At 46.7% G+C, this 12,505-nt stretch carries 11 protein-coding genes and 1 pseudogene; 4 read left to right on the top strand and 8 right to left on the bottom strand.

Annotation, left to right across the window (positions count from 1 at the left end):
• The first annotated feature begins 5 nt into the window (after positions 1-5).
• The gene (rbsK, locus tag FCL48_RS15530) at positions 6-926 is read left to right on the top strand and encodes a ribokinase (protein WP_136873282.1); all 921 of its coding nucleotides are present in this window, start codon (positions 6-8) and stop codon (positions 924-926) included.
• A gap of 932 nt (positions 927-1,858) precedes the next feature.
• Positions 1,859-2,089, top strand: coding sequence for a hypothetical protein (locus FCL48_RS15525; protein WP_136873280.1), 231 nt, complete (start codon positions 1,859-1,861; stop codon positions 2,087-2,089).
• Positions 2,090-2,577: 488 nt separating this feature from the next.
• Here the strand turns inward: FCL48_RS15525 and FCL48_RS15520 are convergent, their stop codons facing one another.
• From FCL48_RS15520 to FCL48_RS15490, 7 genes are all read right to left on the bottom strand, one after another.
• Positions 2,578-3,891, bottom strand: a complete 1,314-nt coding sequence (locus tag FCL48_RS15520; protein WP_136873278.1) for a multiheme c-type cytochrome — start codon at positions 3,889-3,891, stop codon at positions 2,578-2,580.
• Positions 3,888-4,415, bottom strand: coding sequence for a NapC/NirT family cytochrome c (locus FCL48_RS15515; RefSeq protein ID WP_136873277.1), 528 nt, complete (start codon positions 4,413-4,415; stop codon positions 3,888-3,890). Before FCL48_RS15515 ends, FCL48_RS15520 begins: the two co-directional genes overlap by 4 nt.
• 434 nt (positions 4,416-4,849) lie before the next feature.
• On the bottom strand, positions 4,850-5,734 hold the full coding sequence (locus tag FCL48_RS15510; protein ID WP_136873275.1) for a 4Fe-4S binding protein: 885 nt from the start codon (positions 5,732-5,734) through the stop codon (positions 4,850-4,852).
• Complete coding sequence (locus FCL48_RS15505; protein ID WP_136873273.1) at positions 5,731-6,324, bottom strand: 4Fe-4S dicluster domain-containing protein; 594 nt, start codon at positions 6,322-6,324, stop codon at positions 5,731-5,733. The genes FCL48_RS15510 and FCL48_RS15505 overlap by 4 nt, the downstream gene beginning before the upstream one ends.
• Complete coding sequence (locus FCL48_RS15500; RefSeq protein WP_136873271.1) at positions 6,324-6,635, bottom strand: chaperone NapD; 312 nt, start codon at positions 6,633-6,635, stop codon at positions 6,324-6,326. Before FCL48_RS15500 ends, FCL48_RS15505 begins: the two co-directional genes overlap by 1 nt.
• Positions 6,636-6,704: 69 nt before the next feature.
• The gene (locus FCL48_RS15495) at positions 6,705-9,092 is read right to left on the bottom strand and encodes a molybdopterin oxidoreductase family protein (protein ID WP_136873269.1); all 2,388 of its coding nucleotides are present in this window, start codon (positions 9,090-9,092) and stop codon (positions 6,705-6,707) included.
• A gap of 37 nt (positions 9,093-9,129) precedes the next feature.
• Positions 9,130-9,504 (bottom strand): multiheme C-type cytochrome, encoded by a 375-nt coding sequence (locus FCL48_RS15490; protein ID WP_240744861.1) that lies wholly within the window; start codon positions 9,502-9,504, stop codon positions 9,130-9,132.
• A gap of 580 nt (positions 9,505-10,084) precedes the next feature.
• On the opposite strand from FCL48_RS15490, the gene FCL48_RS15485 reads away from it, so the two are divergent.
• Complete coding sequence (locus FCL48_RS15485; protein WP_136873267.1) at positions 10,085-11,680, top strand: ATP-binding protein; 1,596 nt, start codon at positions 10,085-10,087, stop codon at positions 11,678-11,680.
• Between the two features lie 22 nt (positions 11,681-11,702).
• Positions 11,703-12,383, top strand: coding sequence for a sigma-54 dependent transcriptional regulator (locus FCL48_RS15480; RefSeq protein ID WP_136873265.1), 681 nt, complete (start codon positions 11,703-11,705; stop codon positions 12,381-12,383).
• On the opposite strand, the pseudogene FCL48_RS25490 reads toward FCL48_RS15480, so the two are convergent.
• Positions 12,384-12,505, bottom strand: a pseudogene (locus FCL48_RS25490) (IS1595 family transposase); the annotation flags it as partial.

Here is a 12,505-nt window from a genome sequence, read left to right as displayed (position 1 = left end):
AAGATATGAAAAAAATAGCCGTTATAGGTAGTAACATGGTCGACCTTGTCACGTATACCGATCGTATGCCTATACAAGGAGAAACTCTTGAAGCGGGCAATTTTGACCTCGGTTTTGGTGGTAAGGGTGCAAATCAAGCCATTGCCGCTGCAAAACTTGGGGCTGAAGTGTTGATGCTGTCCAAGGTTGGGGACGATATGTTTGGCCCGAATACCAAGGAAAACTTTATCAACAACGGTATTGATGCACGCTACGTAGAAACAGCACCTGGGATTTCAAGCGGGGTTGCTCCCATCTTCGTTGACTCAAGCGGGCAAAACGGTATCCTCATTATTAAAGGTGCAAATAATCACCTTAGCTGCGCCGATGTTGACCGTGCCATTGACGATATCCGTGCCTGTGATCTCATTGTTACGCAGCTGGAAATTTCACTTGAGACCGTTTACCACGTCATCGAACTTGGTGTGCGCGAGAACATTCCTGTGCTTCTCAATCCAGCCCCTGCGGTTGCAGGACTTGATATGGATAAGATACGCCTGCTTGATATGCTCGTCCCCAACGAGACCGAGCTTGCGATCCTCACCGGCCTTCCTGTGGATACAGAAGAGCAGATTGCAGCTGCAGCAAAATATCTGGTTGGCCAAGGGGTCAAGAAAGTTATCGTTACCATGGGAAGTAAGGGTGCCCTTCTTGTTACAGCAGGGGAGATGACCCTTATACCTTGTCCTGAGGTTGACGCCAAAGATACCAGCGGAGCAGGGGATGCATTTATTGGTTGTTTTGCTAAACACTATGTGGAAAACGGAGAGCTTATTCCTGCAGTGCAACAGGCGGTTACCTATGCATCCCTTTCAACGACCAAACCTGGCACCCAAAAATCCTATGCCGATATCGACCAGTTCGATGCATATAAGAAATCCCTCTGATGTTCAGCCTTTCCCTCTTCAGGTGACCTCTCTGACTTGAAGAGGTCTTAAGAGCACGAGCCCCGCAGAAAACCACCTCCAAATGGACGACATCTTGAATTTGGAGGTGGAGGTGTAACCCTTTACTTTTATCGTATATTTTTATTTGAAGAAGGTCCTGCCTGGGTAGAAGAACGTCACATACCAATAATTCTGTATAGTGAGGAAGTTGCTAAGCTCTAGTATCTTAAGGAGGGCTTGCCTCTTTAATGGATGGTGTTTGGACAGCCGCGCGAAGAAGAACTAATGTTCAGCTTGATCAAGAATTGTAATTTTGAGTTTTCGAATTTGGATGCTTGGCTAATTTTTCTAAAGTCACCTACAATATGTCAGGATGATAATAAGAAAGATGAATGATATAGGCATGAAAAACGACGGTATTTATGACGGTATCATATGTGCTCTTGTTTTTTAAAGTATAATATATACGGAGTGTTAGGCTCTTTTTTAGATGGACGCCGCCTCCACCAAGTTTTTGTAATAACGAGATAAATCGATAGTATTTAGTTTCGAGACCCGTTTTTATCCACTTCTGCTATCCACAAGATAGCAAAAGAGAGGTTAAAAATGGGTTTTGTTGTTTCTGCTGCACCCGCTTATTTGTACCAGAGTCCTTCTGGTTACATCATCCGATGAAGACTACCGAGCGATCTTAAAGAGATTGTAGGTAAACATGAGTTTAGGTATTCTCTCCGTGCTGGGGTGCTCGGTATAAAAATAACCGAAAATATACTTCTTTTATTTTTCCAGGATAGTCTGGTATTACATCTCAAGAGTTGGCAGGCTATCTGATTCGAAGTTTTGACCAGATCCAATGAGGTTTAGAAGAAATTATAGTAATATCAAAAGTTAACTGAAGATGCTCAAAGGAAATTTTACATCAACGTGACCTTATGAAAATACTAAAAGTATGTTTTGTCATCTTGCAGATGGCTGTTTTCTTACTCACAATATCCTGTTCAAACTCTGAAGATTCCAGCAAAAAGAGTGTTCTGAAAGAAAAACAGGATAAAGTCGCAGAAAAGATGACGACCTCTATAAAAGACCCCATGGAAAAAGCTCAAATGGTGAACAAACTCATGGATGATCGTAATCAGCAAATTGAAGAAGGAGCGAAGGAGTGAAGTACAATCTCCGGTTTTTTCCGAGATGGCGTGTGAATACCAATATTTCTAGGTAGGTTGGGGGGGACTCCCATCTCCAGCAATTGCTTTTAAACAAGCCGATTCTGTTGCCGACTTCGCCCCCCTATCAGGTTTATCAGAAATTAAATGGTCGGGTAGGTTTGACCGCTCAACATCTTTTAATATGTGCAAGTTTCACCAGCCGACCAATCAAGAAATTGAAAGCATCAGCTCTGATGTGAATTGTCGTAAGGCGGCAACGAGGCCTCAAAAAAATGGTGGATAACGGATCTGTGGTTTTTCTTACTGATGAAATGAGGGGGAGAATAATTGAGGAAGACTGTGATTCTACTGCTCGCATTCCAGACAGATTCCCCAATCCAATAGCGCAGGCTATCTTTGCGGGTTTACAGTCATCACGAGACAGTTTGCTGCGGTGAGTGAAAATCAATCCGGGGATTTCAAAGAAATCCCCGGAATAATCAATACTACTCTTCTATTTTGCCGGTCTTCAGGCGTTTTTCTGCAATTGCTTTCAACTCATACAGATCCTGCTGCACTTCAAAAACTCCATGCCAATGGGCATAATCGGGTCCACCCATTGCAGCACCCTGACGCATACGACGACCTTCGTGATGCCAGAGGTGATAGAAAATTTTCTGGAATTCATCATCCCAAGGATTTGCCTTGAGCAACTTCTTCTCGGCGAGGTCATTCTTTAAAGCCAGTGCAGGTTCCCAGTAACCTTCATTATAGAGCTCGATATGGGTGTCTGCCTGCTCAAAGAAATTATCTGTGTGCAGTGAAGTATGGCAGTTGCTACAGACAGTCTTCATCTTCTTACGGCCTTCAATACCTTCACCGGTAAGTGGGCTTAAAGGATCGGGAGAGTTACGAACAGCTGATTTTGTTGCCCAGAGATTCCAGTGGAGTCTCTCAGAGATATTATGGGTAGTCTGCAGTTCTCCGATGCCGCTCATATGACAAACAGCACAGGTAGGTGCACGGTAATCACCGGGCTCCCAGGCGTCTGGGGCACTGGTATAGTTCCAATCACCGCCCTCTGCATTATAAATGTGACCATGTTTGCTGTTGTTATAGATTTCGATATCTGGATGATCTGGCCCAAGGTGACATGATGCACAGGCGGCTGGCTTTCTTGCTTCAGCAATACTGAAGGAGTGCCTGGTATGACAAACGACACAGTTACCAACAGAACCATCAGGATAGGTTGAACCGACACCGGAGTTTGGCCAGCTGTCTTTGGTAGGTCTGCCGTCAGCACCGAGCTTCACATCCGCGCCATGGCATTGCATACAGCCTGTCATGTCAGCAGAATTTTTAAATTTTTCGATTCCCTGGCCTTCATGTGTGGCAATAAGACTGGTCATGGCGTCAAAGTTCAATCCATCTGGTGAATGGTATTGAATGCTGGCACGTGCATGGCCGCTTTTGCTGAACTGATCCACCTCAGCAGAGTGGCATCTACCACAGGTCTTAGGAGTCACAACGACAGTCATATAAATCTCGGTTCCCTTAACACCGGGACAGCTCTGGGATGCCATCGGAGAACCTTTGTCAACGCCATGACAGTCAATACAGGATACATTTACGTGGCCATGGCGACTGTTCTTCCAGTCAGCGACAATCCCCGGCTGCTTTTCTGCATGACACTCTATACATTTTTTTCCTTCATCAGTCAGGCCCCGCTCAACCTTGAGCGTCCTTACATCGCTTTCCATTGCAATGGCTGATGAAAAAGACCCGGCCATAAAGGCCACCACCAACATTAATCGTATCATTCTGCCTCCCTCTTGGTTTGTGTAACCAGAAAATCTTTGATATTCTTGTGACCTACATTTTCATGACATTTCACACAGGATGGAACCTTTCCCGATAAAAAGTCTTTATGCGCTAAATAAGCTTTAGGAATTTCATACTTGACAACACTGAGATCGTGACACTTGACACACCCGGAGGTGTAGGTAAATTCTTGCCTGTGCTCAAGATTACCGACCCAGTCAAACGAATCAGCCCAGAAGAGTTCTCCCAGGACGTCTTTTGCACCTGTATATGCCTTTGCGGTCACATAACCGAAAACATTGTCATGGGGAAGATGGCAGTCTGCACATTTTGCCTTAAAACCATGCTTATTCATCCCTCCGTGAATATCTTCAGCGTAGGAACGAGCAACCCCTTTCATGGAGTGGCATGAAGAACAAAACTCAACACCGGACGTATGTTCAATCATTTCGGCGCTGCCAAGCGATATAACAAGGCCTAGAATAACCCCGAATGACAACACTAGAAAAAAAATCTTCTTCATGGATCTCCCTGAAAATTGATGGAATAGAGAAGCAAAACACGATTAATTAGGCGCGAAAATAGCCGCTTTTTACCTGTCGACTCTGGTCTTGACTCATCTCAACGTTTTATTTCTTATTTTGTACCTTGCAGAGGTGTTTTCCCATTTTTGGGCAAGAGGTTTAGCTGTTTCCAGATACTTATCCTGCGTATCCCGGCTTATTACCAAGCTACCAGGCGTGGTTCTTGTGACTTAAGTATTTCATCAGTAGCAACTTTCATTCCAAAAAAACTATGACCTGTTTACCTGGATTTATTGGGTGTTGCGCTCCCGTTAGTTACCGGATGGTAACAAAGGGGGAGAGGCGCGATACCTTATGGTAACACTTCATTTTCATATTACGGTAGCAGATAGATCTTTATATAGCTTGTGTTCTGACACGCATCAATAACTATTCATCTGTTTGTTTTTCCTGGACAAACCCCCTTCTCTTCCCAGCAAAAGTGCAGGGCATCGTGGCGACAGCTATCAAGACATTCGCCACAGTTCCAGCAGTAGGCGGATGTTCCTTCGCCAACGTTTGGCAAAAGGCCCATGGGGCAGACTTTTTCACACTTTCCGCAGTTGGTACAGCTCGTCGGGTCAACATGCACCTGCAGACGCCTTTTCTTGCCGATAAAGGCAAGCAGTGCACCAAGGGGACAGAAGGTTCGACAGTAGAACCGCCGAGTAAATAGTTCCAGTGCCAGAATCAGCAGGAGTATTACTCCTTCAAGGGCAACTGTATGAAAAAAGGCCAGCATCATTATTTCTCGCCCAACCAACCCTGGCGGAGAGAGGAACACAAAAAATGGAGCGCCAAAGATCATGCTCAATACCAACTCCGCTATCAGAGTAAACCAAAGTGCTTTTTTCGTAATGAGCAGTGTGTTTTTTAAATATTTTTTTTGGCTGATCAACTTCCTCAGCCGATCAAATATCTCAAGAATAAAGGACACTGGACATAGCCAGGAGCAAAAGACCCTGCCTAAAGAGAGTGCGATGAGAACAGGCACCACCATACCAATAAGTGATGGAAGATACAACGATTTCGTAAGAAGCAGACTCTCCAGGCCTTCCAGCGGGGATACGAACCAGAGGTTGCCCAGGGCAAAAGACTGGTACCAGCCCTGGATAAAATTGATATGCCAATAGTAGTTGAGAACTGGGTTTATAAAAATGAGCAAAAAAGCACCGGTGAGAACAGTCAATCGTAACCGGCCATAGTGGTTCTTCTGTCTGCCCGGGAGGTGCTGACCATCTGTCTTTTTAGCTCCAAGAGTGGTCTCGGCGGTTTTCATCCGGTCACCTTTGCTCTGGCATACAGCGGTTCAATATTTATCGCCTTTCTATCTTCTGCTACCGTAACCGGACAGGCGTTTGTGCAGATACCACAACCGGTACAGGCAGATTCATCGATCACAGGTCGCAGTTGATCAAGACGAATCGCTTTGTCCGCATAAGGGCATTTATCGTAACAGGTTCGGCAGAGTATCGTGCCAATCCAGGCGGCACAATGAAAGCGATTGATAACCGCGAGCCCCATCCGGGTTTCTTCCTGCTGAATGCGCCTAAGGCTACCGGTGGGACAGACGTCAACACACTTCATACAGAGATAACAGGGTATGTTTTCTGCTTCAATAAGCGGGGTTCCGGCATGGATACCGGCACGGATGTCGAGCATGGTAATTGAACGATACGGACAGACCTCCACACAGCGTCCGCAACGTATACATTTGGCAGGGAAAATTTCTTCGGGTACAGCACCTGGTGGCCGTAACCTGTTGGTTGTTACCGGTGACTGCAGGAGCTTTGCACCAGCAGGTCCCGGGAGAAGCGGCAGACAGGTCAGCCCTGCCGCAAGGATCTTGAGAAAGGAGCGTCGTTCCACTATCGGTTACTTTCGTCAGGTAAAGGTTTTCGGAAACCAAACGGTTTCTCCAGCTTTTCTCCACTGGCCATACGCTCCGCCTCATCTTCGGTGTTAAGATATGTCAGGCCCACATGGAGGACATTCCGGTCCTTGCTGATGCGGTCTATAATTTTTTCCATTTCCTCTGATGATTGTGTTTCCAATACTGCTACGATGTTGCCTTTTTCATCGTGGCCATGAACTTCCACTTCGGGGATGGTGGCGAGGCAACATAAAACCTCTTTTTTTTCGGTAACTCGGCTGGATATGACAACGCCGCTAATAGGCATGCTTACTCCTGTGGATTTTTCCCTTGAATGGTGCAGCAGTCCTGAATTTCACTGCTGCACCAGGTTGTGTTATACAATATAAGGCTGAAGAGGCTGTGGTCCGGAAGCACGTTTTACCTGAACTGCACATATTTTGAATTCCGGTTCTTTAGAGCCTGGATCAATAGCATCCTTTGTTACCTTGTTGATCATTCGATCCGGATGCTGGTCATGCCAATAGGCAAAGACCATACCTTCAACCGGTCCCTCGTAGACCTTGGCCGGTAGCAGATTAACCCCGCGTCGTGATTTGATTTCTACCATGTCTCCAGGTTTTATGCCCAGACGTTCTGCATCCTTTGGGTTCACCTCAATGTAGGCATAGGGGTTGGCTCTCAGCAGTTCGGGAATGCGGCCGGTCATAGACATGGTATGCCAATGGTCGATGATCCTGCCCGTTGAGAGATAAAACGGATAGTCCGCATCCGGGATTTCTTCCGGATCAGCCTGTTCACGTTGCCAGATCCACAGGGTCCGATCAGGATGTGCGGGACCATAGAACTGGTATGGAAGATCATTTTTAGATTCGGTGGTTGCCATCGGATCACGACCTTTGACGAATTTTTTCACCGTCCCGCCGGTAAGGGCGTATTCTTCAGTCGGGGCAGGCCACTGGACACCGTCGGCCATTTTTTCAAGCACCGCATAGCTTGCACCACGCAGATCGTTGTCCCTGTTGGCGGTCAATTTCTGGGTGTATTCCTCCCAGATTGCTTTGGGCAATTCGTAACCTTCCTCTAACCCCTCAAACGGCTTAATGCACTGGGTGATTACTGGGTCATTCATCTTTTCAGCGAGTTTTTTCGCCCACTCCCGGATAATCCAGACTTCGGGCATTGCTTCCCCTGGAGAGTCTATGGCTTTTCTGGTCAGCTGAGACCTGCGCTCGGTACAGCCGTAGACACCGGATTTTTCAAAGTGAAAGGAGGCTGGCAGTACCAGGTTGGATTTTTCGGTGGTGAGGGTTGGAAAGATATCGGTGGTAACTATGAAGACATCTTCCCTATCCATTCCTTTGTTGTAAAGATTGCAGTTTGGCAGACTCTGGACAGGGCTGGTGCAGTTCACCCAGATGGCTTTGATTTTTCCCTCATTGATTGCCGAAAACATGGCCATGGTGTGCAGGCCCGGTTTTTCTGGAATACGACCTTCGGGAACCCCCCAGGCGGCCTCAACCTGACGGCGCATCTTTTCAACCTCCACAGGCCGATGGCCAGGGAGAATATGGCATAAGCCGCCACCTTCCCGGACCCCGCCACAGGCATTGGGCTGGCCGGTGAGGGAGAGACTGTCGGCCCCGTCTTTGAGGAGCTGGCCGGTGATAATATGCAGGTTATGCACCAGATTATTGGCCCAGACCCCTTGCTTACGCTGGTTAAGGCCCATGGTCCAGAGACTGACGGTACCTTCTGACTTGGCAAACCATCGGGCTATTGTTCTGATATCATCAGCCTTAAAGGTTCCCCCGCAGGCTTTAGCTGCCATTTCAGGTGTGTATTTGGCAAGCCCGGCTCTGAATTCCTCAAGAGTGATCTGTTCTGCTTTGTCTTTTCGAAACGTCGCATAGTTTTTGATGAATTCTTCGTCGTAGAGTTTTTCTTCGAAAATGACATGGGCCATGGCATTGAGAAGGGCCAGATCGGTGCCAGGTTTGAACTGCAAGTGCATATCAGCGATTCTGGATGTCTGAGAAATCCTGGGGTCAATGTTGATCACCTTGACCGTATCAGGATTATCGAGCTTTCGGCGCATGATCCTCCGAAACAGAACCGGATGTGCTTCAGCAGTATTTGAGCCAATAATGAAAAAACAGTGGGCGTTTTCAAAATCGGCGTATCCACCGATGGGCTCATCCGCACCAAATGAGGTGAGGTAGCCGCCAACCGCACTGGCCATACAAAGTCTTGGGTTGCCTTCAACATTATTGGACTGCAGGCCACCTCGCATAATTTTTTGGAAGAAGTAGGTCTCTTCGGTCTGTGATTGTCCAGAGCCATAATAGGCAACGGCGTCACCGCCTCCTGCCTTATGTGCCTTGGCAAACTGATCGGCTGCAATATCCAAGGCCTTGTCCCAGGAAATTTCCTGAAATTTGTCGGTCTTTTTTTCCCGATACAGTGGCTTGGTCAAGCGGTCGGGATGCCGCATACATTTCCAGAAATGCATGCCTTTCATACAGACGTAACCGTAATTGGTGCGCGATTCCGAGACTCCGCGAAGCCCCATCGGCACACCATTTTTTACGCCAAGTTCCACTCTGCAGCCAACCCCGCACAGACGGCAGCTGCCACGGTGCCAGATAATTCCCTCATCAGCTTTTGCAAGGTTTATCGAATTTATGGGGAGATTCATGCCTACGTAGGATGCGGCTGAAAGTGCAGCCGCTTTTTTTATGAATTCACGCCTTGTTTGTGTCATTGTCTTCTCCTCCTTCTCTGTCAGTTCAATGGGTTATTTATTTCTTTTCCTTAAATGAATGAGGAACATGACACTCCCAGCAAGGTTTGTCCTTGGAACATTTTTCCATCATGTCGAGATGACAGGTCGCACAGTTTTCCCTGCTTGGTGTTACGACAAAATCTCCAAAGGTGCCGTGACACTGGTAACATTTGACCATGGCAATCCCGTGCAGTGAGTTGAACCACTCTTTTTCAACTTCAGGCGTTGCTTCCCGGTGACAGTCGGCACAGGGTGTGAGCATCTCCTGTTCGGATAACTCCGGATGCATGACTTTCGCTGTGTCAGCTGCAATTGCCAGCGTGGACAGCAGTAACATCCCGAGAATTGCGAGGGTAAGACCCGCATAACGTACCTGTCTCTGTTTTTTCACATTCGACCTCCGTAGATGATATACCAAACTTTTTCTCTATCTCAGCCTTCATGCAATAGAAGACGGCCGAAAGAGAAAAAACCAAACTACTAACCATCCTGTTATAATTGCAAACTCTATTCCATTATAAATATTTATAAATATCAATACATTAAGCAGCAAGCCTGACAAAATATGTTACCATTGGGTGACACTTGCTTAAGTCTTGTGTTACCTGGGGGTAACGGGCATAATCTGTAGGTGGTGGATAAAAAGATGGAAGAAACAAGAGAGAATCTGATGAGGTTGTTCCTTGACCTGGCCAGCCAGTCAGGTGTGCTGCACTTGTCAGCATCTGCACCTTCAGCCTTTTCTTCTGTTACGCCACTGGTTTTTATATTAGGATCTTCGAAAAAGGGTTTCGGTTTCACTATTTTTAATCCAGGCCCTTTCAGGCAGAGCCGCGCAGTCACTTGCCATTTCCTTGAGATCAGGTGACAGACATGGAACGAAAATTGCTCAGCATGAATAGGTGGGATTGCCTTTCTCATCTTATGTAACAACCGGCTTGTTCAGATATTTTCTTGAGGATACGTATTCAATGACCTGGAGTTTTCCTGCACAGATTTCCTTACGGACAAAATTTATAATTTTCATTGGTGCAATTATCTCGGCATTTTATCTGTATATGCTCTACCGGACCTCTGCCTTTGACGAAAAGATGATCTTCAAACAGGCGGAACAGCAGGCTCGGATGTTGTACAAACAGATTCTTCTCACCAGGCAGTGGGCATCAGATCATAATGGTCTGTTTATCCTGGAAAAAAAGGGTACAGAAGCCAACCCGTACCTTGAGCTTCCCACCGTGAGCGATGCACTCGGGCACACCTATTTTTTGCGTAATCCGGCGATGATCACCCGGGAACTCTCTTTTTATGCTAAACGCGATGGGCTTGGCTATTTCCGCGTCACCAGTCTCAATCCGATAAATCCAGAAAACACCCCGGATCAATTTGAAAAGAACTCCCTTCTTGCATTTACCAAAGGTACCGAAGAGGTTATCGATATCAGTAATTCCGATATGGGTCGGGTGGTACGCTTTATTGCCCCTTTACGGGTTGCCGAATCGTGCCTGGGCTGTCACGGTCAGCATGGATACCATCTCAATGATATTAGGGGCGCTCTTTCCATCAGTATCCCTATTGATTGGGCTGATGATCTTATTAAAAGAAATAGCCGAGCTCTTTTTTTGATAGGTGCTGTGAGTATATTTTTCGTTACAGTGGCCCTTTTTCTGATGTTTGAATCACTGATTGTCCAGCGGATAAGACGACTTACCCAGGCAATGGACAGCTTCCCGGAGGATCCACCCGAGAAATTTTTACTGCCGTCGTTGTTCAGGGACGAACTAGACAGTGTAAGCGATAACTTCGTGCTCTTTTGTGATCGCTTGAAAAGATCCCAGGATGAGCTCCTTAAAGCAAAGGCACAATCGCATCTTAACGAAAAAATGGCCTCGCTGGGTATTCTTTCAGCGGGCATAGCCCATGAGATAAACAACCCTTTGGGTGGCATGCTGAACTGTGTCAAATCAATGCGAGAAAACCCGGAAGACCGTAAACTGACAGAACGGTATCTGCCTCTACTCGACAAAGGACTCCGGCAGATTGAAATGATCATGCGCCAACTGCTCAATTACGGCAGGACCGAACCGTTGAAAGTCGGAAAAACCGACCTGCTGAGTCTCATCAGCGAATGTACCCAGTTGCTCTCCTATAAGCTGAAAAATATAGTGCTGGACACCAATATTCTCATATCCAGTAATTATTTACTGGATGCTGAAGCCCTGAAACAGATTATTATCAACGTTGGTTTAAATGCTATTCAGGCCATGCCGGACGGCGGGAAACTTATCATTGAATGCAGGGAACAGGGGGAGGAGCTCGTTTTCACCTTTCAGGACACGGGCGTTGGTATAGCAGAAAACAACCTGCCTTTTATCTTTGACCCGTTTTACACCACCAAAGGGGTGGGTGAGGGGACTGGACTTGGCCTTGCCGTCACATACTCCCTGGTCCAGCGTATGGGTGGTCAAATCAAGGTTGAGAGTAGTCCCGGCAAGGGCACAGTTTTTACTATTACGATCCCAAAGAACAAAGAGATAGATTATATCCCTGAACCCGGTATAAAGACTTAATAATTCTAAAAAAGAGACAACTATGCCTAAGATCCTCCTTGCCGAAGATGACGAAATCATGCGGATTTCCATATACGATTCGTTGAGAAAACACGGGTGGCAGGTAGATGAAGCATCGGACGGCCTCAAGGCTATGGCCCTGTTTGAAAAACAACAGTACCATCTGATCATATCTGATATCCGTATGCCCGGTCTTGATGGCCTCACTTTGTTGCAAAATGTGCACCGACAAAGTCCTGAAACCGATGTGATTATCATGACTGCCTATGGCTCGGTCGATGATGCCATCGGCTGCCTGCGCCAGGGAGCCAGCGATTATATACTCAAGCCTTTTAACCTCGATGACCTCATAATACGGGTTACCCGTATCTTTGAAACCCAGGCGGTAAAGGCAAAATGTGAACTTCTTGAAGCGACCTGCCTTCGCGAGCATGATCGCCAGTTATTTGGGAAATCCCCGGCAATGCAGCAGGTTTATTCCCTTATTGAGCAGGCAGCACCCACCAATGCCACGATTCTCATTACCGGTGAGTCGGGAACCGGCAAAGAGCTTGCCGCCCGGGCAATACACAAAGCCAGTAACCGGCATGATAAGCCGTTTGTTTCCATTAATTGTGCTGCAATTCCCGACGGCCTTGTGGAATCGGAGCTTTTTGGTCATGAAAAAGGGGCCTTTACCGGAGCTGATCAAAAAAGAATCTGATTACCACCGAACTTCAGCCATTTTCAACAGTCGGTATGGCATCGGTGGAGTTTTTAAACAGTATTTGAGGAGGGAAGCAACCATATCTGCCAACTTAAATCTACGGTTAAAGCGATAACAAT

Source organism: Desulforhopalus sp. IMCC35007, from assembly GCF_005116575.1.
GTDB lineage: Bacteria > Desulfobacterota > Desulfobulbia > Desulfobulbales > Desulfocapsaceae > Desulforhopalus_A.
The sequence above is the reverse complement of the archived record's forward strand: the minus strand, read 5'-3'. Positions and strand labels throughout refer to the sequence as shown.

Bases quoted from the DNA above. Each gene is read 5' to 3' on its own strand.
- rbsK (WP_136873282.1), top strand. From the start codon at position 6: ATGAAAAAAATAGCCGTTATAGGTAGTAACATGGTCGACCTTGTCACG.
- FCL48_RS15525 (WP_136873280.1), top strand. From the start codon at position 1,859: ATGAAAATACTAAAAGTATGTTTTGTCATCTTGCAGATGGCTGTTTTC.
- FCL48_RS15520 (WP_136873278.1), bottom strand. From the start codon at position 3,891: ATGATACGATTAATGTTGGTGGTGGCCTTTATGGCCGGGTCTTTTTCA.
- FCL48_RS15515 (WP_136873277.1), bottom strand. From the start codon at position 4,415: ATGAAGAAGATTTTTTTTCTAGTGTTGTCATTCGGGGTTATTCTAGGC.
- FCL48_RS15510 (WP_136873275.1), bottom strand. From the start codon at position 5,734: ATGAAAACCGCCGAGACCACTCTTGGAGCTAAAAAGACAGATGGTCAG.
- FCL48_RS15500 (WP_136873271.1), bottom strand. From the start codon at position 6,635: ATGCCTATTAGCGGCGTTGTCATATCCAGCCGAGTTACCGAAAAAAAA.
- FCL48_RS15495 (WP_136873269.1), bottom strand. From the start codon at position 9,092: ATGACACAAACAAGGCGTGAATTCATAAAAAAAGCGGCTGCACTTTCA.
- FCL48_RS15485 (WP_136873267.1), top strand. From the start codon at position 10,085: ATGACCTGGAGTTTTCCTGCACAGATTTCCTTACGGACAAAATTTATA.
- FCL48_RS15480 (WP_136873265.1), top strand. From the start codon at position 11,703: ATGCCTAAGATCCTCCTTGCCGAAGATGACGAAATCATGCGGATTTCC.